The sequence below is a fragment of the Acinetobacter sp. PW68 genome (genome assembly GCF_020982655.1).
Classification (GTDB): Bacteria; Pseudomonadota; Gammaproteobacteria; order Pseudomonadales; family Moraxellaceae; genus Acinetobacter; species Acinetobacter towneri_A.
Window position 1 is genome coordinate 1,007,438 of record NZ_JAHZSX010000001.1, and the last position, 25,563, is coordinate 1,033,000.

Below are 25,563 nucleotides of genomic sequence, written 5' to 3' on the forward strand. Positions count from 1 at the left end.
CAAGCCAGCTTGATTTTAAGTTATAGAGGATTGGTGTAATGGTAGCATGACGGTCTCCAAAACCGTTCGTCAAGGTTCGAATCCTTGATCCTCTGCCAAATCAAAATCCAACAACTGAGTTGGTACCCAATGTTGGGGACGTGGCGAAATTGGTAGACGCACTGGATTTAGGTTCCAGCGCCGCGAGGTGTGAGAGTTCGAGTCTCTCCGTCCCCACCATACATTAAAGAGCAAGGCAATGACCTTGCTTTTTTATTGCCTGTTATTTTAGCTTTGAATCCTTGCATCTCTTTGACAAAGCTTTGATACATTTCAAGATTTAAAATTCAGCATAAAAAACCCACAAACAGGTTATGGGCAAGATCATCTTTAAATGTTGATGAAATACGATTTGAATTTTTATTTTTGCATCCTATCAAGTTCAACCGTTATCGCATACTTATCGGTATTGTATCAATATTTATGCTTTTAAATGGTCTTCAAATTCCTCGCCTAATTTCATTGCTAAAGCGTTACCTGAAAGTTCACACGTAACCAAACCATACTCTTTTTGAAAGCTAAAAGTGAAACCGTGACCATCCGCCAAATTTTTGACTGAATAGCCTAATTTTTCTAACCAAATACGAAACGCAATTAAATTTTTTGCTTTAACAACTTTTTTCACGAGAGAACTCCCATCCATTCATTTAAATATTAATAGGGATATTTCTTTAATTTTTAAAGGGCAGCAATGTATATCTTTGATTTTTTTTTCACTGATTTTGCGAAATCTAAAGTTTTTTTAAGAAAATAGAATATTTGAAAAGAATTATCAATTTATAAGTTATTGATATTGATTGTTTTTATTAGGGTGGTGCAATTTATTCTAAGGTCTTAAATGTATTGCCTAAAGATGACTTGGAAATATTTTGTTAATAATTTTTAAGTATAGACTGTATTTATTTTCAGCATTAACATAGAGGGGCTTTGTTGCATAAATATGTAAGCATCTGATTTAAATAAATTTAATTTTGGATCAAAAAGCAATCAAAACTTTTAAAATCATATAGTTATGAAATCTTTGTGCAACAAAGCTGCTGTAACAAATGAAATATCACACCTTTCATTAACTATTCGTCAATTTAAAAGTTATCTTTAAGTTCACGTAATTTCTGAAACTCTTCGACACTTTCGGCTCTTAAAAATGGATTGGTTGCTAGTTCTAGTTCGATGCTGCTCGGTAAAGTGGGTTGATTAAGCATGCGTAAACTTTCAATCTGTTGATAACGCTCTTGAATGGAAACATTGTCTGGTTCTACATGCAGTGCAAATTTGGCATTTGCCAATGTATATTCATGTGTGCAATATACTTGAGTACGCGGAGGCAGGGCAGCCAAACGGTTTAAAGATTGATACATTTGCAAATGTGTACCTTCAAAAACGCGCCCACAGCCCATCGCAAATAAAGTGTCGCCACAGAACAATACATCCAACGCATCTATAAAATACACTATGTGCCCCAAGGTATGTCCCGGAACGGAAATAACATCAACCTGTAAATCATGAAAATTAAAATGGTCTTGGTTTAGTAATGGATGTGTGATAAACGGAATTTTGCTTAATTCTTCACGTGGCCCATAAACGGGTAAATTGCGTTTTGCAATGAGTTCAGGCACACCGCCAATATGGTCTTGATGCCAATGCGTCAACCAAATTTGTGCAATATCTAAACCATGATTTTGACAAAAATTTTCAACAGGTTTGGCATCGGTCGGGTCAACGACCACCACTTGTTTGCTGGCACAATGTTCAAGCAACCAAATATAGTTTTGTGATGGCTTTTGCGCATCAATAAGATGGACTTGGTAGTGCATGCTCGATTCCTGGAACTTAATTGTTTGTGACTATTACAGCATGCTTTTACTGGTGTGTAAAAGTGTCTCCCAAAGTAGCATGTTATTGCTTTGCTGTGTAACTGTGTGGTGATGAATAAAACGTGTAAAGATAAAATAGAGATAAAAATCAAATCCAAAAAAAATGCCGTGTTTAACACGGCATTTTACAACAGAGATTCGGTGAAGTCTTAGCGGATTTTTGCCAAGAAACGACCTAAACGTGTCATTGCTTCACGTAATTCATTTTCTGCTGGCAAGAACACCACACGGAAATGATCAGGCGTTGGCCAGTTAAAACCTGTACCTTGAACCAACAAAACTTTTTCTGCTTTGAGTAAATCGAGCATTAACTTTTCGTCATCTTCAATTGGATAGACGTTTGGATCAAGTTTCGGAAAGCAATACATTGCGCCTTCAGGTTTGACACAAGACACACCAGGAATGTCGTTCAGCATTTCCCATGCAATGTTACGTTGTTCGTATAAACGACCACCTGGACGAATTAAGTCATTGATAGACTGATAACCACCCAATGCCGTTTGAATCGCGTATTGCGCCTGATGGTTGGCGCACAAACGCATAGACGCCAGCATGTCTAAACCTTCAATGTAGTCTGCAGCACGTGATTTATCGCCTGTAATTGCCATCCAGCCCGAACGGAAGCCTGCGATGCGATACGATTTAGACAAGCCATTGAATGAAATACAGAGCTGATCACCTGCTAAAGCCGCAACTGCAACATGCTCAATGCCGTCATAAATAATTTTGTCATAAATTTCATCGGCAAATAAAATTAAGTCATATTTTTTTGCCAATGCTACAATTTGTTCCAACACATGACGTGGATAAACCGCACCCGTTGGGTTGTTTGGGTTAATAATGACAATACCACGCGTATTTGGCGTGATTTTACTTTCCATATCAGCAATGTCTGGATACCAAAAGTTTTCTTCATCACATTTGTAATGAATGGCAGTACCGCCCGATAAATTTACTGCTGCAGTCCAAAGCGGGTAGTCAGGCATAGGCACCAGCATTTCATCGCCATCGTCCAGCAAGCCTTGCATTGCCATAACAATCAGTTCAGATACGCCGTTGCCAATATACACATCATTGACATGCATATCGAAAATGCCTTTTTGCTGATAGTATTGACAAATTGCTTTACGTGCAGGGAAAATTCCTTTGGAGTCGGTATAACCAATTGCATTGGGTAAGTTCAATGCAACATCATTAATAATTTCCTGTGGCGCTTCAAAACCGAATGGGGCAGGGTTGCCAATATTCAGTTTAATAATTTTATGGCCGGCCTCTTCCATTTCATTGGCCGCTCGTAACACAGGTCCGCGAATGTCGTAGCATACATGCTCAAGTTTTGATGATTTTTTTATTTCGCGTGGTGTCGTGTTACCTAGTACGGACATAGTTGCATCCAATGATAAGAAGATAAATAAATTATAGATTACTGAAATATCACAATCTATGCTGAAATTTAGCTAGATATTTTGCAAGCTCTAGCGTAAATATAGAAGTACTGAAGCATGACACTGAATGTCAAAGATTTAAAGGAGTTAGTGATGGGAAAACTCAATAAAACAGACCGAGAATGGCAAAGAGAGTTATCACCAGAGGAATTTCGGATTACACGTCAAAAAGGTACAGAGCCTGCTTTTACGGGGAGATATTGGAATACTCAACAAGAGGGTATTTATACCTGTCGTTGTTGCGGTACAGCGCTTTTCTCATCAGAAACAAAATATGACAGCGGTTGCGGTTGGCCAAGTTTCTTTCGTCCCCTTCAGCCAGGGGTGATTGAGGAGCATCAGGATGACTCGCATGGTATGCAGCGTACCGAGATTGTTTGTCATCATTGTGACGCACATTTAGGGCATGTTTTTAATGATGGCCCACAGCCAACGGGATTACGCTATTGTGTCAATTCGGCTTCTTTAGAACTCAAAACAGAAGAAAAAAATGATGAGGAAAATTATCCATGACTAACATTTATCAATTTGAAGCCGAGTTGTTAGATGGACAAAATAAAGCCTTTAGTGATTATGAAGGGAAAGTTTTGTTGATTGTAAATACAGCCAGTAAATGTGGTTTTACGCCTCAATTTGCAGGTTTAGAAAAGTTATATCAACAATACAAAGATCAGGGGCTAGAAATATTGGGCTTCCCGTGCAATCAGTTTGGTGGGCAAGATCCGGGCTCCAATGAGCAAATTGGGAGCTTCTGCCAAAAAAACTATGGTGTCAGTTTTCCAATGTTTAATAAAATTGATGTAAAAGGTCCTGAAGCACATGCGATTTTCCGTTACCTGACCAACAACAGTAAAGGTATTTTGGGTAATGGAATTAAATGGAATTTCACTAAGTTTTTAATTGGTAAAGATGGCAAGGTATTGAACCGCTTTGCTCCGACCACCAAACCTGAGGATTTACAGGCGGAAATTGAAAAGGCTTTACGATAAAGGTTCGCGCTTGTGCAAATAAGATAATTAAGGCGATAAGATGATCGCCTTAAATATAATTGAAATCATTAACTTATAAAATTGCTTTAAGACGTTGAATTACTTGTTCACATTGTGCCAAATCTGCAACCAAAGCTAAGCGAACATGGTTTTCACCTGGGTTACCTTGTGCAGTTTCACGAGATAAATATCGCCCTGGAAGCACTTTAATATGCGCTTTTTCCATCAACATTTTCGCAAAGTTTTCATCATGATCGACTTTGAGCCAGTAATAAAAACCTGCATCTGGTTTTTTTAATGGCAATAAATGCCCAAGCTCCGTTTGAAATAATTCAAACTTGGCGCGATATAGCATACGGTTATCTTCAACGTGCTGTTCATCATCCCAAGCTGCAATAGAGGCTAATTGGTGTTGTACAGGCATTGCCGCACCATGATAGGTACGATATTGCAAATAAGGTTTTAAAAAGTTTGCATCGCCCGCAACAAAGCCTGAGCGCATACCAGGTAAGTTTGATCGTTTAGACAAAGAATGGAATACGATACAGTTTTTGTAGTCATCGCGTCCAAGTTCGGCACAGACTTCCAGTAAACCTGTAGGCGCTTGGTCAAACCATAATTCTGAATAACATTCATCGGATGCAATGACAAAATTATATTGATCTGAAAGGGCAATCAGCTTTTTAAATTGTGCTTTTGAAAGGACTGCACCCGTTGGATTTCCTGGTGTACAGACAAACAATAATGCGGTTTTCTCCCAGACTTCTGCAGGTACGGCATCAAAATCACCCAAGTAATTATTGTCTTCGGTGCAATTGATGAAATAGGGTTGAGCGCCTGCCAATAAAGTTGCCCCTTCATAAATTTGATAAAATGGATTGGGCATCACTACATAAGGTGCATCTTCACGTCGAATCAAGGCTTGTACGAAGGAAAAAATCGCTTCACGTGTTCCTGAAACGGGGAGAACTTGTGTGTCTGGATTAACTTGCTTTAAATGAAAGCGTTGTGTCAGCCAATTGGTAATGCTGTGACGTAATTCAGGCAGACATTTGCTGTTCGGATACGTCGATAAATGCTGAAAATTATCAATAATAGCTTGTTTGACAAATTCAGGTGCAGGATGTTTAGGTTCGCCAATAGATAGTGGAATTAACGGCAAATTTGCAGGTTGTACGTCCTGAAATAGTTTGTTTAGCTTTTCAAAAGGGTAAGGATGTAATAAAGACAAACTTGAGTTCATGGATGTTCCGTAAATTGAAGTTAATGTTGACCACAGACCTGATTAGAGGCCTCATCTAAAGCAGCTTTGAGCCGGATTGCAAAGGTATCTGCTTCAGATTTATTCATTGGTTTGCCATCTTTTTTGGTGACAAAGAAAATATCTTCGGCACGTTCGCCCAAGGTGGCAATTTTGGCGGAGTGAATATCTAAGCCTTGCATCATAAACAAGCCACCAATTTTGGCGAGTAAACCAGGATGATCTAGTGTGGCAATTTCAACCATATTTTGATTTAGTGCTGCATTGAACGTCACTTCTACTGTATTTTCAATGTCAAAATGGCGTAATTGACGCGGAATACGACGTTGCATCAGACCTGGATATTTATCTGACTGGCTCAAGGCATTGACCAAAGCCTCAATCACCATTTCTTCACGTTCAGGGTCTGTTAAGAGTGTGCCAAAACGGTCTAAAACCACATAAGTATCCAAACTAAAGGCTTTGGTCGCAGTAATAATTCGTGCATCCTGAACATCAAGGTTCATGCGGTCTAAAATGGCGACAGTCGTGGCAAATAAGTTGGGTTGGTCTTGAGTGTAAATAAAGATTTGTACCGCATCTTGTGCTGATTTTCGGTGCGCGCGCATGAGCACTAATGGTGCAGGATTATCACCATGCTCCAAAATTGCGCGGGTATGCCATGCAATTTCATCTGCAGATTCTTTAATAAAGTATTCATCGCCCAGTTCTTGCCAGACTTTTTCAACAGCACTCAGTTCAAAATCATTGACCAGTAATTCGCTGGCAGCAAATTTAGTGTCTTCAATCAGCATTTGATAATCGACTGGACGCCCAAGCCCTGAACGAATGACATCACGCGCTTGTGTGTAAAGTTGGCGCATTAAGGATGCGCGCCATGAGTTCCAAAGTGTTGGATTAGTCGCGTTAATATCAGCAACGGTTAAGGTATAGAGATAATCTAAATGCTCCATATCTCCCATTTTTTCGGCAAATTCTTTGACCACATCGGGGTCGGAAATGTCTTTTTTCTGTGCTGTAACTGACATCAATAAGTGGTTTTTTACCAACCATGCCACAAGGTTACATTCACGCTCGGTAAAACCATGTTTACGGCAAAACTCGATCGCATCTACCGCACCAAGCTCACTATGATCACCGCGACGACCTTTGGCAATATCATGAAAAATCGCAGCCAAATAAATAATGTCACGACGGGCGAGACGTTGAAATACCGAGCTGACCACAGGAAAATCTTTCGCAAATTCAGGTTCTTTGAAGCGGCTTAAATTGCGCAGCAATAGTAGAGTGTGGGCATCGACTGTATAAATATGGAATAAGTCATATTGCATTAAGCCTGTAATTTGTCCAAAAGCAGGGATGTAATTGCCCAAAACGCCTAAGCGTTTCATAGTCACCAAGGTATTATACAAACGGTGTGGTGAGCGCAAAATTGCCATAAACAGCGCTTGATGGGTGGGATCATCACGGAAACTTTGGTCAATTCGCTTGGCTGCAAGTGTTAGTAAGCGCAGTGTTCGTGCACGAATTCCTTCAATTTCAGGTCGATTGGCCAGTAAATAGAAAATTTCTAAAATTGCACTTGGTTTTTCTGAGAAAATTTTGTGGTGCTGCACGGCAAGTTTGCCATCGACCAGTTTAAAATTTTCATTAATTTCTTCAATATTACGTTCATAATTAGGCAAACGCGGGGTAATGACCGACTCATTAAAGTAGGCCAGCAACATTTCATTTAAAGTTGAAACTTGCTGTGCAGAGCGATAATAACGTTTCATAAATTGTTCAATTGGGTAGTTTTGTGGTTTACCTTCCTCTCGAACATAGCCAAAAGTTGCTGCAATATCTCTTTGATAATCAAACAATAAACGGTTTTCATCACGTTTGGTCAAACGGTGGAGATGATGACGTATTTCCCATAAAAAGCTTTCAGCTTCTTCGAGTACACCTAATTCAAACTCTGAAATAAAACCTAAATGTACCAAGTCGTAAATACGATTGACCCGAAAATGGCGTTTGGCAATCCAGCCAATCTGATTGATGTCACGAATACCGCCGGGAGCATTTTTAATATCGGGTTCTAAATTACTTTCGGTGTCATTGTGCTGCGCGTAACGTTTGCTTTGTTCCTCCATTTTGGCATCAAAGAATGTTTTATCTGTCCAAGTTTGCGAAACAATACGACGCGGCCATTTGGTAAGTTGTTGATTTCCCGTAATTAAACGTGCTTCAATCAAGGCGGTTGCAACAGTCAAATCACTGGTTGCCTGAATCACACAGTCTTGAATAGTCCGTACGCTGATGGCAGGTTTGAAATTGCCAACATCCCATAAAGACGAAATAAAAGTCGAAATAAGTTGTTCTTGTTCTGCTGTGATTGCATCTTCCGACAACACCATAATATCGACATCGGAATAAGGGAGCATTTCTTTGCGTCCATAGCCACCCACCGCAAATAGGCTTAAATCGGTTTTGTCTAATTCGGCATGTTGCCATAAAAAGGTGAGCGCTTCATCAATCAGGTTAGAACGCGCCAAAATCACTTCACGAATGGATTGTCCATTTTCAAAACATTGTTGTAGCTGATTTTCGACATCGGTGCGCCATTGGTTAATGGCCTGAATGTCATGGTTGCTTTTTACATAATTCAGCAAGGGTAATGTAATGATCATGGACAATTCCGTTATGCAATGACGAGCTTAATTTTGATTTTCGTTTAAATGTACGCGAACAGTCTCCGCAGTATGCTGAGCTAGCTCACGCGCTTTCTCTGTGGTTTCTGCACGCGCAGTCGCAACACCCATACGACGACGTTCAAAACCTTGAGGCTTGCCAAATAAACGTAAATCTGTATCGGGATGTGCTAATGCAAGATTCAAGCCAGAAAATGAAAGATTTGTTGCATCAACACCTGCATAAATCACTGCACTGGCTGCAACGCTATGGCGTGTGGTATTGACAGGTAAGCCTAAAATTGCGCGGGCATGTAATTCAAATTCACTTTGGAATTGTGATGCCAATGTCACCAAACCTGTGTCGTGTGGACGTGGAGATACTTCACTGAACCAGACTTTATCGCCTTTCACAAATAGTTCTACACCAAAAATACCGCAACCACCTAATGCAGTAGTCACTTTGTGTGCAATTCGTTTGGCTTCAGTCAAGGCAGCATCACTCATAGCTTGAGGTTGCCAGCTTTCTACATAGTCGCCTGCATCTTGACGGTGACCAATTGGCTCGCAATATGAAGTTTCGATCGCACCAGTTTCTGCGTTTTTAGAACGTACGGTTAATAAGGTAATTTCAAAATCGAAGTCAATTTGTGATTCCACAATTACTGTGCCTTGATTGACGCGTCCGCCTGTTTGAGCATATTCCCAAGCGGTATCAACTTCATCAAAACAGGTCACACGCGATTGTCCTTTGCCTGAGGAAGACATCACAGGTTTTACAAAGTTGGGATAACCAATGTCATCACACGCAGCACGGAAAGATTCGAGTGAATTGGCAAAGCGATAAGCTGATGTTGGTAAACCTAATTCTTCGGCAGCTAAACGACGAATACCTTCACGGTTCATGGTCAAATTTACTGCTTTGGCAGATGGAATGACGGTTGCAATATTTTGCGCTTCAATTTCAAGTAAAACGGATGTCGCAATGGCCTCAATTTCAGGCACAATTAAATTGGGTTGAATTTTTTCAATCAATTGTTTTAATTCTGTGGCATCTGCCATGTTTAAAGTATAAGCATAATGTGCGACTTGCATGGCTGGTGCATGGTCGTAGCGATCGGCAGCATGTACTTCTACGCCTAAGCGTTGCAGTGAAATTACCACCTCTTTACCGAGTTCCCCTGAACCCAATAGCAAAACTTTAAAAGCAGAAGATTGAAGGGGAGTACCAATGGTCACGCTCATGTGAATCGTCCTTGCTAAAGTGGGCTTTTAGCATAGCAGAACTGTTCAATGAGTTAAGCCCTGTTTGCAACAAAATCATGATTTTGTCATCTACTTATATTGCATTCAGTGCTTTAAAGTAGTTAAGAGTGAATCTTGAAATAGATCATTTGGGCGATTTAAGCTCTAAGCCATAGACACATTAGAATGAAAATGGCACATAGGTATAAATTAAACCATAGGTGATGGCTGCGGTAAGTGTGGCAGGTACGATTTTCTTAAACTTAAAATACAAACTTGTGAGTGCTAAAAAGCCAATTAACATCGCAAAACTTTTATTGGGTGTTTCAAGCAAAGGTGGCAAGGTTGCAACTACGAGCATAGAGCTAATTGCGGCAATGCCAATACTGCTCAAAGCGATTTTGAGCCATAACGCACCACGTTGCCGTGAGCCTTGTTGAAACTTTTGAATCACAAAAAATGGCCCAAAACGTGAGGCGAAATTTGCGATACCGACCACAATCCCGACCAAAATAATTTCCAAACTCATGATTTTGCTCCTGTATGTTCAGGGTCGGGCTGTTTTAATACATAGTGTTTAAATAATCCCGCCAAAATACCTGAAGAAATCCCAATAAAAATTGCAGCAGATAAGTCAATAAAATAACAAGCCACGGCAGACACTAAAATGGTGATTCCCACAACAAAGGTTTGTTTCTTTTCAAAAGCGGCCAGTAAGAAGCTAAGGAATAACGCGGGTAATAAAAAGTCGAGTGCCGCTTGCAAAAACTGTGGCATTTTAGTGACTTGGTCAGCAAATAATCCGCCTAACAATGAGCCCAATGCCCAAGACAACCAACTAAATAAACTCAGTCCAAGCATCCATGATTCAGACCATTCCTGACGGCGTTGTGACAGTTTAATCATGCCTGAGGCAAAGACTTCATCAGTCAGACCCCATGACCAAATTGCGGTTTTTTTGAGGTTTAAACGATCTTGAATCAGGTTTTGTAAGGCAGGGCCGTAAAGTAAATGTCGAATATCCAAGGCGATTACCGTTAAGGCGGTCATCCAAATTGAGGTTCCACTGCCTAATAATGCAACGACTAAAAATTGACTTGCACCTGCATACATCGAGCAAGATAAAAATAAGGCTTCCCATGCGCTAAAGCCGAATTGAGTAGCAGAAACACCAAAAGCAAAAGAAACAGGTAGATAGGTGAAAATAATCGCCTGACTATCTTTTGCACCTTGCCAAAAACTTGCTGCGGGCGCAGTTTGAATATTGTGTACGGACACGACACACCTTGTGGGAGAAAGTTGAACGATGGGTCAAATGAAGATTGTGTATTATACTTGAATTCATTAGCATGATGCCGAATTGTTTGTATGGGCGAACCGATATGTTGAAATTGAAAACACCTGTAATCCTGCTTGCTTCAATGTTATGCAGTAGCCTGTTATTGCAAGGGTGTAGCAATGACAACAACCCGAAAAAAACAGTAGAAATCAAGCCTGCGCCAAAACTCACCAATGATGCGACTGTATATGCGCAAGCCGCGTGGGAATTGATGAATGAAGTTGAGCCGTACGTGTATCGTAAACAGCGTAATTTAATTGAAGATAAAGTCCGCAAACCTGCCCGTAAATTAAGTACCGACTGGCGTATTAATGTCAAAATGACCGACTCTGTAACTGAAGGGAAATATGCGCTGTGTCGTAAAGCCCTGACTAGCTTGGAAATTTGGGCGCGTGCGACGATTGACAGTTCAAGCAGTCTTGCGCAAAAACAAGCTGATTATGAACGTGATAAAAAACAATGTGCTGATGCTTTGGCACACCCTGAGTTGGGCAATACCGACCCGAAACAAAAGGGTAATGTGGTACAGTTTTAGTTGAGGTTGCTTTGCACTGATCTGATGCAGAATCGCCCATAAAAAAACCTCGATGCTTACATCGAGGTTTGTTGTTGAATCAATGCTTTGCTGCAAGCATTGTTCTAAAACTAAGCAATAAAAAAATTAAACATTAAAGCGGAAGTGTAAAACATCACCGTCTTGAACGATATAAGTTTTACCTTCTAAGCGCCATTTACCTGCATCTTTTGCACCTGCTTCGCCGTTATATTGTACGAAATCTTCATAAGCAATACATTCTGCGCGGATAAAGCCTTTTTCAAAGTCAGTGTGAATTACGCCTGCTGCTTGTGGTGCAGTTGCACCTACTTTCACTGTCCAAGCACGGACTTCTTGTACGCCTGCAGTAAAGTAAGTTTGCAGACCTAACAGCGCATAACCTGCACGAATCACTACGTTCAGACCTGGTTCTTCCATACCAAGAGCTTCTAAGAACTCTGCACGGTCTTCATCTTCAAGCAATGAAATTTCGGCTTCAATTTGGTTGCATAAAGGAACCACAATCGCATTTTCTTCTGCAGCAAGTTTTTTAACTGCATCTAAGTGCGGGTTGTTTTCAAAGCCATCTTCAGCCACGTTGGCAATATACATGGTTGGTTTTAAGGTTAATAAACCAAAACCACGAACCAATTTGCGTTCATCGTCATCTAAATTGGCTGCACGTGCAGGCTTGCCATCATCTAGTAAAGGTTGAATTTTTTCTAAAACGGCTTTGGTCGCTACGGCTTCTTTATCGCCACCTTTGGCAGATTTTGCTAAGCGTGTAATGGCTTTGCTTACCGTTTCTAAATCGGCCAAAGCAAGTTCGGTATTGATGGTTGCAATGTCATCTAATGGGTCAATTTTACCATTTACGTGAATCACGTTTTCATCTTCAAAGCAACGAACCACATGCGCAATTGCATCGGTTTCACGAATGTTGGCAAGGAATTGGTTACCTAAACCTTCACCTTTAGATGCACCTGCAACCAAACCTGCAATATCCACAAATTCCATCGTGGTGGGTACTACACGTTGTGGATTTACGATTTCTGCCAATTTGTCCAAGCGCGAATCTGGCACAGGTACAATGCCTGTATTTGGCTCAATGGTACAAAACGGGAAGTTTTCCGCTGCAATTGCAGCTTTGGTTAAAGCATTAAAAAGCGTAGATTTACCAACGTTTGGCAGGCCCACAATACCACAATTAAAACCCATGAATAACTCACAACGTGTTATTTAAAATTAGGCACGATTTTACATGAAAGGGCAGATAAAGTCAGGTCATCGAACAGATGTTTCTCCAATCCAACGTGCTTGGCGTTGTTTGTTGAATTTCTAGCAGGAATTGATTTTGTAGTGTTGACTGTCTCGCCTGAATTTTGAATAAAAATTACATTGTAATTATAAGAAGCTATGACTAAAGTATGACAAGCACAGTATTGATACTGCTTTGGATATCAAAATTTAAATATGGAGATTTTATGCGCATCTTATACCAGTTTCCTTTGTCTCATTTTTGTGAGAAAGCTCGCTGGTTATTGGATCATAAAGAGTTATATTATGAAGCGCAAAACTTAATTCCAGGTGTGCATCGCGCTTTTGCCCAATTAAAAACAGGGCAAAATAAATTACCTATTTTACGTGATCAAGAGCGTTGGATAGCAGATTCGACTCAAATTGCGTTATATTTGGACGATATTTATCCCGAACATGCCTTGTTACGCAGTGATGCTGAGCAATATAAACATGCCTTAGCCATAAATACTTTGGCTGATGAATTGGGGCAGCATGTGCGTCGTTGGGGTTTGGCGCATACACTATCTGAAAGTGAAGAACCTCTGGAAATTTTAATTGGTGAAAAAGGCTATTTGCGTCAATTTTCTAAATATTCCAAGCCAATTATTAAAGCTTTGGTATCTAAGGGTTATCAACTTGATCAAGATAAAGTCGCAGAATCTAAACAGCGGATGGATGAATTAATTGTCATTTTAAATCAACATTTGATTGATAATTATGGACGTTATTTTGTAGGTGAGCGTTTAGGTTTAGCCGATATTTCAGTGTGTTCGATGCTTGCACCTATTTTAGAAATTTCAGGTACGCCGTGGGAAAAAGAACACGATGAAGTCATTTCTGAAGAATTTAAAGATTATAAAAAGTATTTGCTGGATTTGCCTTTAGGACAATATGTTTCTCGTATTTATCAAACTGAGCGTAATGCACGTGTAGATTGGCGCGGTATTTGAATGTTATTGCCTTAATAAACCTACGTGCAATCTGCGCCTATTTTTGTATACTGATGGCTAAAACCCTAGAGCCAAGAATTAGAACAAAGAATTTTAGTGATTCTAATTAAAATTCTGTACTGAGTTTGGCAGCGTATTGTGCTTATTGTTGAGCGCCTCTGTTTTTAATACATTTCTTAAACTTGCAAAAAATAGACGGCTATGATTGTGACAATTTATGAACGAAGCCGTTATTGATTGGATTGTTGAGAATTTAAATCTTTCAAAACAATAGGTTCAATGAAATCCCCTTTGTCAATGTAGTTGCTCTAGCGATCAGCGGTTATTTCTAAAACATAAAGATTTTGCTTTACTCATGGAAAGAATTTTCATTAAAAATGCTTAGTCTGCAAAACAATTCAAGTATAATGGCGGTATGTGTTTAATTTTTATCTGATTAAATTGAGTGCTTAAAATGGAATTGGATCGTTACGATAAGCATATTTTAGAAATTTTAAGCTATGAAGATGTCAATTTGAATGAGCTTTCCGAGCGGGTTAATTTGTCGGTAAGTTCAGTGCATCGACGTATTAAAAGTCTGATCGATCATAAAATTATTTCAGGTTTAAAGCGTGAAATTAATTATCAAAAACTGGGTTTTAGTTTACATGTGTTGTTGCAGGTATCTTTGAGCAAACACGATACTGATATTTTTGCCAAATTTTTGGAAGAATTAGAAAGTATTCCTGAAGTGATACGCGCATTTTTGGTGACAGGACAGGCTGCAGATTTTATTGTAGAGGTTGTGGCACGAGATATGGAAAATTACAGTGAAATTTTACTAAAAAGGATTGGTAAAATTGAGCATGTGGCAGGTTTGCATTCTAGCTTTGTGATTAAAGAATATGATGTTTTAAACTGTCATGGTTTATTAAATAAAGTTTAATTTATTAGAATTATTTTGTGTGATCTATTAAAAACGCACGATAACGTGCGTTTTTAGGAAGTACAGTTAGACAGATTATGCGTCTAATTGTGCTAAAACCTCATCGGAGAATTCAACGTTGGTGTAAACGTTTTGAACATCGTCTAAATCTTCAAGCATATCAATCATTTTCATGATTTTTTTTGCTTGGTCGATGTCTGTAATTTCTGCTTTGGTCGATGGACTCATAACCACTTCAGCATTGTCAGATTTCAAACCTGCTGCTGTTAGCGCATCTTGAACTATACCAAAAGCTTCTGGCGTAGTAATAACCAAAATACCATCTTCAGACACTTCAATATCTTCTGCGCCAGCTTCTAAAGCCACTTCCATCACTTGATCTTCTAAAGATGAATCTTCAAATGAAATTTCACCACGTTTGGTGAATAGGAATGCTACAGAACCATTGGTGCCTAAGTTACCGTCAGTTTTAGAGAAACAGTGACGTACATCTGGCACGGTGCGGTTTAAGTTGTCTGTCATGGTTTCTACAATAACCGCAACACCACCTACACCATAACCTTCATAGGTTACTTCTTTAAGATCGTCGTTATCTTCACCGCCTGCACCACGCTGGATGGCACGGTTAATGACGTCACGTGTCATGTTAACTGAAAGTGCTTTTTCCACAACAGCACGTAAACGAGGGTTACTTGCCGCATCTGGACCGCCGAGCTTTGCAGCAGTTGTTAATTCACGAATAAATTTGGTAAACAACTTACCACGACTAGCATCTTGTTTGGCTTTACGATGCTTAATGTTGGCCCACTTGGAATGACCCGCCATGCGAACTATGCTCCTTACAGATTGGCAGTATGCCTATCAAAATTGCGCCCATTCTAACATAAGCCCTTTTTTTAGATAAAGGGCAGAGTTTTAGGTTTTTTAAGTGTTGCTTTGAGTTGTTTTTGGCTCAGGAATGACAATATCTAAGCCCACTTGTTCTTTATATAATTGTTGGATAAGTGCCATATCGTGATCTAAATCTGTCGGATAGATTTTGCCAAAAATCCCACCTTGTTTGGTTTGTGAGTTGGCATACATTAAAACGATAGGCTCATTGGCTGCTTTGGCAATATGCCAAAAACCTGTACGAATTGGCTTGCGGGCTTCACCTGTTTTTGCGCGAGTTGCTTCGGGTGCGATGACCAAATTGAAATGTTCATTTTGATCAAAAAGTTCAATCATTTGCGAAACTATATCTTTGCTAGATTTACGGTCGACTGGAATGCCGCCGATTTTTTCCAAAATGGGTTTAAGCGGCCCTTTAAAAAGCTCTTTTTTAATTAATCGGAATCCTGCTTAAGCCGATGATTCCATAATTTGAATTATTGGCTTATTCCGATGGGTTAATTGATATGCACATAACGAAGCATATATTCCACTAAGAAATCCATGAATACTACGTGCTTTACTCGTTACTAAATTGTATTGATCTTTCAATAAGCTAAATAATGTTTCTATCTTATTGCGTTGCCGTAGGTGATATTAATCTGGTCAATGTTTGAGTTGTTTTTGGAAGTGAGTAAAGAGAAGCGTTTAAAATTTCATCGGGCAAATTTTCGGAAAGTGAAGGTGTATTTTTTTATTTCAATAATAATCAAATTTGTCTGATGATTATCTATACCGCAATTTCTGAAAATAGCTTGTTTTTTTAACAAAACTTCGCTAGTATTCTTTGCGCTTGAACTTGTTGAATTATAACAAATTCAATTTTAGGGCCTATAGCTCAGTCGGTTAGAGCAGCGGACTCATAATCCGTTGGTCGACAGTTCAAGTCTGTCTGGGCCCACCATATAAAACAACCACTTAGGTGCATTAATCCTAAGTGGTTTTTTTGTTTTTAGATTCTGGTAAGCAAATGGTAAGCAGCTTAAATCAACATTATTTTTAACAGGCTTTGTTGTATAAAGACTTTAAAGATAGAATTTACTGTAATTACTCAAATTCAAGTGAAAACGTGGGTATGGGGGCGATCTAATTCTGTAAATTTATTTAAGACGGCTATACGTGCATTAATCTCATTGATCTGACTGTCAAAATTCCTTGTGCTGAGTTTATCGCCTAATAATTTGATGCAATGCATCTCGGTTTCGACCAAGTTATCGCCGTTGATGCCATAGACCACTTTTTCCAAATGCTTATCACTAGACGCTTGACCATTTCAATAATTTATTCCTCTCTATATATTTCGTTCACTTGCCTTTCCAAAACTTTAAACTTTTCCTTAGTAGAATCACCGTATGTGTTTTTAGGTCTAAAATCACGTGTTGGGAGTGTTTAATGTCATAAGCCTGTCTGTATAGGCAGAGTCGATTGTTCGGCGTCAACTATCTTGGCCGGTTCGCGTCAATTATGATGGCCGGTTAGGTTTTCTCATTTTTCCTACTTCCAGCTTGTTTTAACTGATGTTGTTTTCGATAGCTTTCTCCTTCTAATTCTATAATTGTCGCGTGGTGGATCAGCCGATCTATGGCCGCTACCGTCATCATGCTGTCTGGGAAGATCTGATCCCATGCACTAAACGGGTGATTGGCTGTGATGATCAGGCTACCGCTTTCATATCGATGCGCGATAAATTCAAACAGTACCTGGGTTTCTGCATCGGTTTTTTTCACATAACCAATGTCATTTATCTGACCACCCGATATTTCAAAATAAACGGGAAGCCCACCGCTATCTACAGCGAGATGAATTTTTGTAGAACTCCCACCCCGACTTTTTCCTATCGCTTCATCTGAACTGCTTGCGGCTCCGCTACTGTCTTGATGCGCTTTGACAATACTTCCATCAATAAACAACCATTCTGGATCATTATCGGACGATATGCTTTGAAACCATTTTTGTAACACACCTTTCTTTGACCAAAGGTTAAAGCGCTTAAATACAGAGTTCCAACGACCGAATCTTTCAGGCAAATCTCGCCACTGAATGCCTGTGCGCATACGATAAAGTATGCCTTCCAGTGTATTTCGGTGTTCATATTTATTGTAAACACGCCCTGTCTCTTTAAGTATTTGCTTTAGGGCTTCCTAGGCGTTATCTGTTAGCATTGTCCTTGGCATAGCAACGTCCGTTCTCGGTGGTATTTTTGATTTTTGGCGAAACCATTATACCTTGTTGCTATGCCGTTCATTTTTCACTCAAAGATCAACAGCCTCTAGTAAGGCACGTACTTGAAGCACTTAAAAGATAAAAATAAAGGCTCTCTAATGTGTTTAGGAGCCATCTAACTTATAGTTGTTTCGGGTGAGGCTTATTTGTTTTTGTGCTCCAGTGCTGTAAGTGATGTACCTACGATAAATATAGACACGACAAACAAGACTAAATCTTTTAGCAAAAACTGGCCAGGAACCACAGAGATCGCAGGAAACCCAAGAGATGCCTCAAAAACACCGGGTGTAGTCAGCATGAACGACAATGTCGTAAAAAAGAGTCCGGTTGAAAGTACACCGCCCAAGATTGCGAGCTTAGGGGAGAAAACTCGTGCAGCGATTAACAGGCCAACTGAAATTTCAAGCACACCCAGAAAATTTGAGAATCCTTGAATGCTGAGGAAGCTATACATCCACGAAAGCAGAGGGCTATTACTAACAAAACCATGTATACCGTTTGCTTCGTAGCTAGTGAATTTCATGCCACCAAACCACAAATATATTATCGTCATGGCAACGTAGATGCCACCTATACCAAACTTAGTGATTTTTGCACCGAGATTATTACTAAGGGTATTGGTAGTCTGGACACCATTTTCAATTTCGGGAATAGTCATCTTATATCTCCAATTATTTTTAGCCATGTGGACTCACTCTATGTAGCCCACTAAAATGATATGACTCTTGAGAAAAACTATATGTTTACTCGAGTCGAACCTAACTTAGGTAATTGCTGTAGTTGAGCACCAATGGATTAGACATCAATGCCTAGTGGTTGAACGGCCGGGAAGTCGACCTCGGTCTGTGTCACTTCGTTAACGTAGTTAGTGAAAGTGTTCAGGGCAACAGCCAACAGAATATCCACTACATGTGCATCACTGTAGCCAGCGTTCAGCACCGCTTGGACCTGGTCATTGCTGACTTGCCCGCGCTGGCGGACTACGGCGGCAGCAAAACGCACGGCTGCGTCGGCCTTAGGGTCATTTGATGCACCGCTGCGGTTGGCAGTGAGTTCAGCATCATCAAGCTTGGCCACCTTACGGCCTAGGAAGGAATGGGCAGCAAGGCAATAATCGCAGCCGTTGATCTCAGCGACGGCTAGGGCAATACGCTCAAGAGTCGCTGTACCCAAGCCGCCCTGTGCTGATGCTGCGCTCAATTGCAGGTAGCCAGTCAGCGCAGCAGGGCTGTTGGCAACGACGCGGAACATGTTAGGAACGCGGCCCAGTTGTTTTTCCACAGCCTTGAGTGAGGTATGGGTAGCAGTAGGCGCGGCGTCGATTGTGGTAGGGGTGTTCAAACGTGACATAAATTTCTCCTAGTGATTTGAAAGACAGCACGCTGTATTGGCGTGGAATAAATTGTATTTAAGAAGGTTCTGCTTGATAATCCGTTGCTATCAGACAGCTCATCTTCACGTCTTGCGCAGTCGCCATTTCAGTGCCACTACACACCTTCGTTGACGTCACGCCGTCCTGATTTCTAAGGAGGTCTTCGAGACCCCAAAAACACCCTCCGGCAACGATCACATAATCTAGTTTCATAAAGCCTCCTTAGTTTTCATCCACTTACTGATTAGACTGACTTTACAGCATGTAAAATAGATATAATATGTTCAATAGTTCGTATAACATGACTTATTAGACAGTTTACGTAGGGGCTATGTATGGATGCAGACTTTGGATATCAGATTAAAAGAGTTGTGAAATTAAGGGTTCACGAAAAACTGCAAATATAGGGCAAATCAGATTGTCTATACCCATAATTTAGAGCGCCCGAGCATCAGGAACTCACTGAAAGCAGACGTTTCTGAAAATAAACAAGGCACAGCGCTTGAAAATTTCGAGACATCAACGTTTTGCCAAAAGGCTAAAAATGCGTGCACTACTCATTTCGCATTTAAAGAGAGCATCGGTTATTAGGCAATAACGATGTGGCCAAAATTTGTCGACCACTACACTATCTCGTAAACGAGTTTGATAGACGTCAACTAGTACGTATTTTTAGTGTAAGGTCATATTAATGCACGATGCTAAACTCTGCTGTGAGCTAGGTAGGATGTATAAATACCATAAATATTTCAATGCTTTACTTTTTAAAGCTCAAGTGAGTTACTCAGTTCCGACTGTTGGTGGCAGATTTGGAATCTCGCGATTTGTCTTAAATGTCAGCCAAGCAAGTCTCTCGCTAATAAAGTGTTGACTATCCCTGACAAAGTAACAATTTCTTGCCATAATCAGACTTAAGCACTTTACTTAGAGTGTATGTGCGCCGCTTAATGCATCAATGCTGCTAATTCCCTGATTGACATCAATCACTTTGTTTCCTGTTTGATACTCTGAGATAAACAAGATCGAATGATGCAAAAGGGGACTATTTAAATACTGAGGGAACAAATGGCAGTAGATTTGAGCATAGAAACCGCTCTGCTCCTAGAGCGCTGGCAAGGCATTGTAAACTCGATGGCTCAAGTCGCGGAAGTGCCTTGTGTGCTGATTAATCGATTAGATAAAAACGAAATTTGTCAGGCTGTTGGCAGTGTGTCAGTACCAACTTTTTATTGCGGTGAACCTGTTCCATTGGCACTTAACACTTATTGTTCCCAAGTCATTTCCAGTAACCAGCCATTACTAGTTGAAAATGCAATCGGTACCCGATATGAAAACAATAACCCAACATTTGCAGCAGGCTTTAGTTATTACTATGGCCTGCCATTGCTTTGGCCTAGCGGAAAAACTTTCGGTACTTTGTGTATGTTGGACTTTTCAAGCCCAGATCGGGCATCACAACACTGTTCCTTACTCACACTTTTTAAGCAGGCCATTGAATACGATTTACAGATGCTTCAACAACAGCAAGATCTGCTAAAGCGTGAGCAACAAGCAGACAAAAAATTTATACAACTATTCAATGAGATGTCAAATAGGATAAGACCGGTAACTAATAATAAGTTGCTTCAATCTGAGTTGTTTGTACTTTTGACAAGCCAATACCAATACTGGCATCAGGAACTGGATAAGCAGCTTAATCAAACCGTCCTGACTGATGAAAACTCCATTCATATAGCGGCACTGGTTCGAATTTGGTCAAATTTGTTGGCGATTGCCCATGAAACAGAATGGTTGAGAGCTACGGCAGTTCTAGAACCTTATAGTTGTGATGCTGTTGCGTCACTGGTCAATGCAACTCCATTATTAGAACAAGCAGTGTATAAAACAGCGCTGACCCTTGGTGCTGATCTCGTTTTGAGGAGTCATTTGCCTAATCCACTGTTACTAAGTGGGAAACCAGAGTTATGGTCTCTGATAGGACTAGCTATCACGAGCTTTTTAGTTGTTGGCGCCAGCGGTACAAGTATAACTATTTTTGTCAGTAACCGATTAAAAGGTAAGTACAGAGTTTTGGAATGGTCCCTTCTTGTAAAAGGCCAGACGATGCCGCTGCGTTTTACCCGCGATAATCAAGCGCTTTATGGTTTTGCAACAGTATGTGCCGAGTTAGCGGGTGCTGTTCTTGAATCTGGTGAGTGGCAATTAACTGAGAGTCTTCAGCAACAGAGTCGTTATCTCAACTCAAATCGTGATCACGTTGACGACATTGAAAGCAGGAATGCTTCAAGAACTGCTAATGGCATAACCAGGCTTATCTGCTTATCGATACCGGTGATGGGAGACGATTTATAAACACTCAGCGATGATCAGCGAAGTTGTGTTTTAGTTTTCTTGTTGGCACTACATCCGGTATGGCGGCCTTTAATCTGAGAGTGACACTTGGGATAACTGAAAAACTGGCTGTGATTCTGCTGAACGGAGCTTGGTGCTAAGCATGTTGGCGTCATTCAAAGCAAGGTCAACACTGCTATTAACGTTTACGATTATCTGACGGACGTGCTGCTGCGCGTCAACCAACATCCAGTAAGCAAGGTACATGAACTAATGCCGAAGTTACGGAAAGCTCAGTTCGAAAGCGCATTACAGCGTTCAGCTCTATTTAGCAATCCCGATGCTTCGGTAAAATAAGCCACGGAAAATGCTCCGGAGGCCGCATGCACACTAAATAGATGACGTTAGACGAAGAGTTGGATTTAAACGAGCAAATTATAGAGCCTGCGACCGGAAAAGCCAAAAGTTTATAAATACAGCTAAAACTCAAATCAAGCAGGCGAATATTGTACAAAACAATACCATTGCTACAGAGATAACTTCAAGTCTGACAGATCTATGCTAGAGTTAAATCAACGATTTAATTCATTTTTCTATGCAGGATCTTTGAAAAATGCAGTAGAAAAACGGAGAAGTACATGACCTTTAGTTTAGCTCAAACAGCTAGTGCAGAAACCACACTAAAAGCACCTGCTGAAGCAGATCAGAACCTGCGGGATATCACTGAACTGGCGTGTTATATCTGTGATGCACCAGTGGCTATGGTGACGCGAACCGATGACACAAAGCTGAATCTAATTGCAAAAGTTGGTATTTCGCGTACCTCTGTATTAATTAAAGAGTCCTTTTGCGTGTATGCAATGGAAACACCTGATGCGGTAATGGTGGTCCCTGACGCTACTTTAGATCACAGATTCAGTACCAATGCTATGGTGATTTCAGGACCTGGCTACCGATTTTATGCTGGCTCGCCGCTGATTGATCCCGAAGGTGCAGTGATTGGTACTATTTGTGTCTATGATCATGTTCCTAAGCAGCTGAACCAGCGGCAGATAAGCTCTTTGCAGGCTCTGTCCAGACAAGTGATCGCCATACTGGAGCTGAAAAAAGTCGGCGAACAATTACATAATACCAGCATGACGGATGCGCTGACAGGGGTGAACAACAGAAGAGCTTTTGACCTCAAGTTTGAAGCTGAATTTGCTCGCTGGCAAAGAACAGGACAATCTTTTGTACTGGCATTGATTGATATTGATCACTTTAAGAGTTTTAACGACAGCTATGGTCATGCCGCAGGAGATGAGGCACTGAGTCAAGTCGCGGCTCTGTTTCAGCGCCATAGCAGGAACTATGACTTTTTCGCCCGTTATGGTGGTGAAGAGTTTGTGCTGATCCTGCCAGGCACAGACACAGCGTCCGCAAATAAAACACTGGAAAAGTTAAGGCTGGTAGTGGCTAACCATGAGTGGTTATTACGACAATTAACGGTCAGCATAGGTTTGGCCAGCGCTGATTTATTTGACGACAAAAAGCAGTTGCTCGAAGTCGCCGATCAGATGTTATACAAAGCTAAAACCCAAGGCCGCAATCAAACCAGTGTGTTCGCCACACTGTAAGAGATCTGTTCATGCTGCGCTGATCTCAAGACCTCATAAAAACTGAGGTCTTGCTTCGGTCGATAAGCTGGTCTGATATTGGCATTATTTATTCCTTTCAAATACATGGGTAATGCGACTTACACAGATTTTTTATGCTCTCTTGGACTCCATGTGAAGGAGATCGTCACATTCTTTACATATAGAAAATAGAGTTCTTTAGCCAGCTGCAATTTCAGATTAACCGATTCGGTAAGCTTTCTGCATTTCCGGAGACAACTTTTTTAGCCAGCTTGAGAGACTGAAGCCTTTTCTATCGGTACTATTTAATTTAGTAAAATACAGATGTTCATCCCAGCGAGGACCGAAATCTACTTCTGCAAGACTTACAAGCTGTTTGTTTCTGCGAAGACGATGCTTTTGATGGTAATCTTCGGCGGGCCAAAAATAACCATTTTGTTCTCCGGCCTCAATCACCTCGGGAGATTTCTCCTTTCCAATCGCTTGAATCAGTTCTTCAGCTACTTGTTTTTGCTCCAGATCAAAAACAAAAAGTATCTGGCGATACTGGCCCTGCTTTCTACCATGAACAGACCATGATTCAAAACTTCCAAGAAGTTCCCTGTAGCTGATTTGGTCTTTATCGTAGATCACTCTGACGACTTCGGCGTGTCCGTTGATGTTGCGGTAACTCGGATCCAGAGTTGATGCTCCAGCGTAGCCAACACGTGTTTGCACTACTCCCTGCGTCCCTCCAAAATTAGAATCCGGTCCCCAAAAGCAACCCATGCCGAAAACCGTTTGACTAAGCTTCCCGATTTTCAATGCTTCTTCGATTGCTTCAGGGGTTGCAAATTCATAGCTTTCAACACCGTCTTCTTTATTCATTTTTAGATCCGACATATTTTTCTCCTAACTTTCAAGAATTGTAGCCACTCCCATTCCTCCCGCCGTGCAAACGACGATAAGGCCACGTTTTCCAGGACCAGCTGAGTGCAGTATCTTTGCTAAAACTCCGACGATCTTAGCGCCAGTAGCCGCAAACGGATGCCCAAGGGCAATGCTACTTCCACGGACATTTAGCTTCGAGCGGTCAATTTTTCCGAGAGGCTCTGATCGTCCCAAACGTGTTTTGCAGTATTCAGCAGACTCCCACGCCTTCATCGTGCAGAGCACTTGTCCAGCGAACGCCTCGTGAATTTCGTAAAAATCAAAATCCTGAAGCTTTAAGCCGTTTCGCTTCAATAATTCACTGACCGCCACAGTTGGAGCCATGAGCAAACCTTCGCCAGCGACGTAATCCACGGCAGAAGTATGAGAATCCACAATCTTGGCCAACAGCGGCCAATTATTCTTTTTAGCCTCTTCTTCGGAAGCCAAAAGAACGGTGGATGAGCCATCTGTGAGCGAGCTTGAATTTCCCGCCGTCAAAGTCCCTTTTTCTGATTTATCAAAAACAGGTTTTAACTTCGACAATTTTTCCAAAGTTGTATCAGCACGCAAAATTCCATCGGTCTTATTTCCTTGGAATGGAAAGACGAGATCATCATAAAACCCATCTTTATATGCTTGAGCTGCATTTCTGTGACTTGCCAGCGCTAACTCATCTTGCTCTTGGCGAGAAATATTCCACTCTTTAACCATGAGTTCGCAATGCTCACCCATTGATTTTCCGGTGCGTGGCTCAACCACTGCGGGCAACACTGGCTTTAGATCGCTAGGTTTAATTCCTAAAATGATTTTTACTTTCTCACCAAGCGTTCTGGCAGAATTCAACGCAATCAATTTTCTTGCGAAAGTTCGACTAACCATAATGGGCAAATCGCTGTTGCTATCAACACCGCCCGCAATGCCACTTTCAATTTGGTGGCTAGAAATTTTGTGAGCAATCTGAATCGTATTTTCCAAGCTCGTTCCGCAAGCACGTTGCACGTTATATGCCGGAGTGTTTGGATGCAAACCGGAGGATTGAACGACTTCACGAGCCAAATTCCAGTTAGCCGAGCTGTGCATGACAGCTCCTAAGGCTACATCGCCCACAGTTTTTCCTTCCAAGTTATATCTATCAACTAAACTCTTTAGGCTCGCCGTCATTAGTTCTTCACTTGAGACGTCTCGATATGCGGTCATAGATTTCATAAATGGAATCCGAGCTCCACCTACGATATAAACGTTTCTCGTTTTCATAATTTCACCTCCGGCTTTGTGTGCCGTTCAAAAAGTTCTCCGACCTTCACGTCGTACGATTCAAAAATGTAGTCTTTGCCAAGCATCTTGGCTTTTTTGTGTTCGGGATGCTTATCCCAAGCATCGAAAGCTTCTCTGGTAAGGAACTCGACAATTAGAACATCTTCACCGTTAGGAGAAGAAAACCGCTCATGGCTTCCGTAACCAGGAATGGCTTCGACAAGCGCGGACATCTCGGCGTATCTTCTTTCAAACTCCCCACCGTGCTCCTTGGCAACACGACTGCGGAAAACTGCTATAATCATTGATCTGACTCCTTACTAAGCTAATTACAATCCTCAAAAAAAAGATCTCG

The 25,563-nt window shown here is 40.9% G+C and carries 24 protein-coding genes, 3 tRNA genes and 3 pseudogenes; 10 read left to right on the plus strand and 20 right to left on the minus strand.

Going from position 1 to position 25,563, the window contains the following annotated elements:
* Window positions 1-24 precede the first annotated feature (24 nt).
* Together K1T76_RS04770 and K1T76_RS04775 are read left to right on the plus strand one after the other, a co-directional pair.
* A tRNA-Trp gene (locus tag K1T76_RS04770) sits at window positions 25-98 on the plus strand.
* 36 nt (window positions 99-134) lie between these two features.
* Window positions 135-219 (plus strand) — tRNA-Leu (locus K1T76_RS04775).
* A 241-nt stretch (window positions 220-460) separates the two neighbouring features.
* Here K1T76_RS04775 and K1T76_RS04780 read toward each other — a convergent pair.
* From K1T76_RS04780 to K1T76_RS04790, 3 genes are all read right to left on the minus strand, one after another.
* On the minus strand, window positions 461-664 hold the full coding sequence (locus tag K1T76_RS04780; RefSeq protein WP_004971452.1) for a hypothetical protein: 204 nt from the start codon (window positions 662-664) through the stop codon (window positions 461-463).
* Window positions 665-1,121: 457 nt separating this feature from the next.
* Window positions 1,122-1,853, minus strand: a complete 732-nt coding sequence (gene gloB / locus K1T76_RS04785; RefSeq protein ID WP_070155980.1) for a hydroxyacylglutathione hydrolase — start codon at window positions 1,851-1,853, stop codon at window positions 1,122-1,124.
* Window positions 1,854-2,062: 209 nt separating this feature from the next.
* Window positions 2,063-3,298, minus strand: coding sequence for a pyridoxal phosphate-dependent aminotransferase (locus K1T76_RS04790; RefSeq protein ID WP_004971448.1), 1,236 nt, complete (start codon window positions 3,296-3,298; stop codon window positions 2,063-2,065).
* Between the two features lie 153 nt (window positions 3,299-3,451).
* On the opposite strand from K1T76_RS04790, the gene msrB reads away from it, so the two are divergent.
* The gene (gene msrB / locus K1T76_RS04795) at window positions 3,452-3,871 is read left to right on the plus strand and encodes a peptide-methionine (R)-S-oxide reductase MsrB (protein WP_070155976.1); all 420 of its coding nucleotides are present in this window, start codon (window positions 3,452-3,454) and stop codon (window positions 3,869-3,871) included.
* A complete protein-coding gene (locus K1T76_RS04800; protein ID WP_070155973.1) occupies window positions 3,868-4,347 on the plus strand; it encodes a glutathione peroxidase in 480 nt (159 codons plus the stop codon). Before msrB ends, K1T76_RS04800 begins: the two co-directional genes overlap by 4 nt.
* A 73-nt stretch (window positions 4,348-4,420) precedes the next feature.
* Here the strand turns inward: K1T76_RS04800 and dapC are convergent, their stop codons facing one another.
* The 5 genes from dapC to K1T76_RS04825 form a co-directional block, all read right to left on the minus strand.
* Window positions 4,421-5,590 (minus strand): succinyldiaminopimelate transaminase, encoded by a 1,170-nt coding sequence (gene dapC, locus K1T76_RS04805; protein WP_230244372.1) that lies wholly within the window; start codon window positions 5,588-5,590, stop codon window positions 4,421-4,423.
* A 20-nt stretch (window positions 5,591-5,610) separates the two neighbouring features.
* Window positions 5,611-8,277, minus strand: coding sequence for a [protein-PII] uridylyltransferase (gene glnD / locus K1T76_RS04810; protein WP_230244374.1), 2,667 nt, complete (start codon window positions 8,275-8,277; stop codon window positions 5,611-5,613).
* Window positions 8,278-8,304: 27 nt separating this feature from the next.
* On the minus strand, window positions 8,305-9,522 hold the full coding sequence (purT, locus tag K1T76_RS04815) for a formate-dependent phosphoribosylglycinamide formyltransferase (protein ID WP_230244376.1): 1,218 nt from the start codon (window positions 9,520-9,522) through the stop codon (window positions 8,305-8,307).
* A gap of 181 nt (window positions 9,523-9,703) precedes the next feature.
* On the minus strand, window positions 9,704-10,051 hold the full coding sequence (gene ygaH, locus K1T76_RS04820) for an L-valine transporter subunit YgaH (RefSeq protein ID WP_230244378.1): 348 nt from the start codon (window positions 10,049-10,051) through the stop codon (window positions 9,704-9,706).
* Window positions 10,048-10,785: an AzlC family ABC transporter permease gene (locus K1T76_RS04825; RefSeq protein ID WP_230245622.1), complete on the minus strand. Its 738-nt coding sequence runs from the start codon at window positions 10,783-10,785 to the stop codon at window positions 10,048-10,050. The genes ygaH and K1T76_RS04825 overlap by 4 nt, the downstream gene beginning before the upstream one ends.
* 119 nt (window positions 10,786-10,904) lie before the next feature.
* Here K1T76_RS04825 and K1T76_RS04830 point away from each other — a divergent pair, with 119 nt between their 5' ends.
* The gene (locus tag K1T76_RS04830; RefSeq protein WP_230244385.1) at window positions 10,905-11,396 is read left to right on the plus strand and encodes a hypothetical protein; all 492 of its coding nucleotides are present in this window, start codon (window positions 10,905-10,907) and stop codon (window positions 11,394-11,396) included.
* A 126-nt stretch (window positions 11,397-11,522) separates the two neighbouring features.
* On the opposite strand, the gene ychF is transcribed toward K1T76_RS04830, so the two are convergent.
* The gene (gene ychF, locus K1T76_RS04835) at window positions 11,523-12,614 is read right to left on the minus strand and encodes a redox-regulated ATPase YchF (RefSeq protein WP_230244393.1); all 1,092 of its coding nucleotides are present in this window, start codon (window positions 12,612-12,614) and stop codon (window positions 11,523-11,525) included.
* A 266-nt stretch (window positions 12,615-12,880) separates the two neighbouring features.
* Between ychF and K1T76_RS04840 the strand changes: the two genes are divergently transcribed.
* A complete protein-coding gene (locus K1T76_RS04840; protein ID WP_230244395.1) occupies window positions 12,881-13,645 on the plus strand; it encodes a glutathione S-transferase family protein in 765 nt (254 codons plus the stop codon).
* A gap of 454 nt (window positions 13,646-14,099) precedes the next feature.
* On the plus strand, window positions 14,100-14,570 hold the full coding sequence (locus K1T76_RS04845; protein ID WP_019836237.1) for an Lrp/AsnC family transcriptional regulator: 471 nt from the start codon (window positions 14,100-14,102) through the stop codon (window positions 14,568-14,570).
* A gap of 75 nt (window positions 14,571-14,645) precedes the next feature.
* Here the strand turns inward: K1T76_RS04845 and K1T76_RS04850 are convergent, their stop codons facing one another.
* The 3 genes and pseudogenes from K1T76_RS04850 to K1T76_RS04860 all read right to left on the minus strand — a co-directional run.
* Window positions 14,646-15,395, minus strand: coding sequence for a YebC/PmpR family DNA-binding transcriptional regulator (locus K1T76_RS04850; protein ID WP_070155957.1), 750 nt, complete (start codon window positions 15,393-15,395; stop codon window positions 14,646-14,648).
* Window positions 15,396-15,494: 99 nt separating this feature from the next.
* A pseudogene (locus K1T76_RS04855) lies at window positions 15,495-15,899 on the minus strand (1-acyl-sn-glycerol-3-phosphate acyltransferase); the annotation flags it as partial.
* Window positions 15,900-15,911: 12 nt separating this feature from the next.
* Window positions 15,912-16,097 (minus strand): annotated as a pseudogene (locus K1T76_RS04860) (IS982 family transposase); the annotation flags it as partial.
* 230 nt (window positions 16,098-16,327) lie between these two features.
* Between K1T76_RS04860 and K1T76_RS04865 the strand changes: the two are divergent.
* Window positions 16,328-16,404, plus strand: a tRNA-Ile gene (locus K1T76_RS04865).
* 153 nt (window positions 16,405-16,557) lie between these two features.
* On the opposite strand, the pseudogene K1T76_RS04870 reads toward K1T76_RS04865, so the two are convergent.
* From K1T76_RS04870 to K1T76_RS04890, 5 genes and pseudogenes are all read right to left on the minus strand, one after another.
* Window positions 16,558-16,926 (minus strand): annotated as a pseudogene (locus K1T76_RS04870) (IS5/IS1182 family transposase); the annotation flags it as partial.
* A gap of 49 nt (window positions 16,927-16,975) precedes the next feature.
* Entirely contained in the window at window positions 16,976-17,626 is a 651-nt protein-coding gene (locus tag K1T76_RS04875) for an IS5 family transposase (RefSeq protein WP_198114842.1), read from the minus strand.
* A gap of 239 nt (window positions 17,627-17,865) precedes the next feature.
* Entirely contained in the window at window positions 17,866-18,381 is a 516-nt protein-coding gene (locus K1T76_RS04880) for a YkgB family protein (protein WP_038349914.1), read from the minus strand.
* A 137-nt stretch (window positions 18,382-18,518) separates the two neighbouring features.
* The gene (locus K1T76_RS04885; protein ID WP_000088799.1) at window positions 18,519-19,073 is read right to left on the minus strand and encodes a carboxymuconolactone decarboxylase family protein; all 555 of its coding nucleotides are present in this window, start codon (window positions 19,071-19,073) and stop codon (window positions 18,519-18,521) included.
* Between the two features lie 58 nt (window positions 19,074-19,131).
* On the minus strand, window positions 19,132-19,308 hold the full coding sequence (locus K1T76_RS04890) for a peptide-methionine (S)-S-oxide reductase (protein WP_005006244.1): 177 nt from the start codon (window positions 19,306-19,308) through the stop codon (window positions 19,132-19,134).
* 852 nt (window positions 19,309-20,160) lie between these two features.
* Between K1T76_RS04890 and K1T76_RS04895 the strand changes: the two genes are divergently transcribed.
* Together K1T76_RS04895 and K1T76_RS04905 are read left to right on the plus strand one after the other, a co-directional pair.
* The gene (locus K1T76_RS04895) at window positions 20,161-21,447 is read left to right on the plus strand and encodes a GAF domain-containing protein (protein WP_000257537.1); all 1,287 of its coding nucleotides are present in this window, start codon (window positions 20,161-20,163) and stop codon (window positions 21,445-21,447) included.
* 617 nt (window positions 21,448-22,064) lie between these two features.
* The gene (locus K1T76_RS04905) at window positions 22,065-23,042 is read left to right on the plus strand and encodes a sensor domain-containing diguanylate cyclase (RefSeq protein ID WP_002119794.1); all 978 of its coding nucleotides are present in this window, start codon (window positions 22,065-22,067) and stop codon (window positions 23,040-23,042) included.
* A 219-nt stretch (window positions 23,043-23,261) separates the two neighbouring features.
* Here K1T76_RS04905 and K1T76_RS04910 read toward each other — a convergent pair whose 3' ends face one another.
* From K1T76_RS04910 to K1T76_RS04920, 3 genes are read right to left on the minus strand one after another with little or no spacing between them, the layout of a single operon-like run.
* Entirely contained in the window at window positions 23,262-23,924 is a 663-nt protein-coding gene (locus K1T76_RS04910) for a peptide-methionine (S)-S-oxide reductase MsrA (protein ID WP_001281573.1), read from the minus strand.
* A 9-nt stretch (window positions 23,925-23,933) separates the two neighbouring features.
* On the minus strand, window positions 23,934-25,208 hold the full coding sequence (locus K1T76_RS04915) for an acetyl-CoA C-acetyltransferase (protein ID WP_000857678.1): 1,275 nt from the start codon (window positions 25,206-25,208) through the stop codon (window positions 23,934-23,936).
* Window positions 25,205-25,513, minus strand: coding sequence for an antibiotic biosynthesis monooxygenase family protein (locus K1T76_RS04920; protein ID WP_136695379.1), 309 nt, complete (start codon window positions 25,511-25,513; stop codon window positions 25,205-25,207). Before K1T76_RS04920 ends, K1T76_RS04915 begins: the two co-directional genes overlap by 4 nt.
* Window positions 25,514-25,563 lie beyond the last annotated feature (50 nt).

Excerpts from the sequence above, each read along its gene's own strand:
- K1T76_RS04915 (WP_000857678.1), bottom strand. The coding sequence starts at position 25,208 with ATGAAAACGAGAAACGTTTATATCGTAGGTGGAGCTCGGATTCCATTT.
- glnD (WP_230244374.1), bottom strand. The coding sequence starts at position 8,277 with ATGATCATTACATTACCCTTGCTGAATTATGTAAAAAGCAACCATGAC.
- purT (WP_230244376.1), bottom strand. The coding sequence starts at position 9,522 with ATGAGCGTGACCATTGGTACTCCCCTTCAATCTTCTGCTTTTAAAGTT.
- K1T76_RS04890 (WP_005006244.1), bottom strand. The coding sequence starts at position 19,308 with ATGAAACTAGATTATGTGATCGTTGCCGGAGGGTGTTTTTGGGGTCTC.
- dapC (WP_230244372.1), bottom strand. The coding sequence starts at position 5,590 with ATGAACTCAAGTTTGTCTTTATTACATCCTTACCCTTTTGAAAAGCTA.
- K1T76_RS04905 (WP_002119794.1), top strand. The coding sequence starts at position 22,065 with ATGACCTTTAGTTTAGCTCAAACAGCTAGTGCAGAAACCACACTAAAA.
- ychF (WP_230244393.1), bottom strand. The coding sequence starts at position 12,614 with ATGGGTTTTAATTGTGGTATTGTGGGCCTGCCAAACGTTGGTAAATCT.
- K1T76_RS04880 (WP_038349914.1), bottom strand. The coding sequence starts at position 18,381 with ATGACTATTCCCGAAATTGAAAATGGTGTCCAGACTACCAATACCCTT.
- K1T76_RS04800 (WP_070155973.1), top strand. The coding sequence starts at position 3,868 with ATGACTAACATTTATCAATTTGAAGCCGAGTTGTTAGATGGACAAAAT.
- K1T76_RS04850 (WP_070155957.1), bottom strand. The coding sequence starts at position 15,395 with ATGGCGGGTCATTCCAAGTGGGCCAACATTAAGCATCGTAAAGCCAAA.
- K1T76_RS04920 (WP_136695379.1), bottom strand. The coding sequence starts at position 25,513 with ATGATTATAGCAGTTTTCCGCAGTCGTGTTGCCAAGGAGCACGGTGGG.
- K1T76_RS04895 (WP_000257537.1), top strand. The coding sequence starts at position 20,161 with ATGGCAGTAGATTTGAGCATAGAAACCGCTCTGCTCCTAGAGCGCTGG.
- msrB (WP_070155976.1), top strand. The coding sequence starts at position 3,452 with ATGGGAAAACTCAATAAAACAGACCGAGAATGGCAAAGAGAGTTATCA.
- K1T76_RS04840 (WP_230244395.1), top strand. The coding sequence starts at position 12,881 with ATGCGCATCTTATACCAGTTTCCTTTGTCTCATTTTTGTGAGAAAGCT.
- K1T76_RS04830 (WP_230244385.1), top strand. The coding sequence starts at position 10,905 with ATGTTGAAATTGAAAACACCTGTAATCCTGCTTGCTTCAATGTTATGC.
- K1T76_RS04910 (WP_001281573.1), bottom strand. The coding sequence starts at position 23,924 with ATGTCGGATCTAAAAATGAATAAAGAAGACGGTGTTGAAAGCTATGAA.
- gloB (WP_070155980.1), bottom strand. The coding sequence starts at position 1,853 with ATGCACTACCAAGTCCATCTTATTGATGCGCAAAAGCCATCACAAAAC.
- K1T76_RS04845 (WP_019836237.1), top strand. The coding sequence starts at position 14,100 with ATGGAATTGGATCGTTACGATAAGCATATTTTAGAAATTTTAAGCTAT.
- ygaH (WP_230244378.1), bottom strand. The coding sequence starts at position 10,051 with ATGAGTTTGGAAATTATTTTGGTCGGGATTGTGGTCGGTATCGCAAAT.
- K1T76_RS04790 (WP_004971448.1), bottom strand. The coding sequence starts at position 3,298 with ATGTCCGTACTAGGTAACACGACACCACGCGAAATAAAAAAATCATCA.
- K1T76_RS04885 (WP_000088799.1), bottom strand. The coding sequence starts at position 19,073 with ATGTCACGTTTGAACACCCCTACCACAATCGACGCCGCGCCTACTGCT.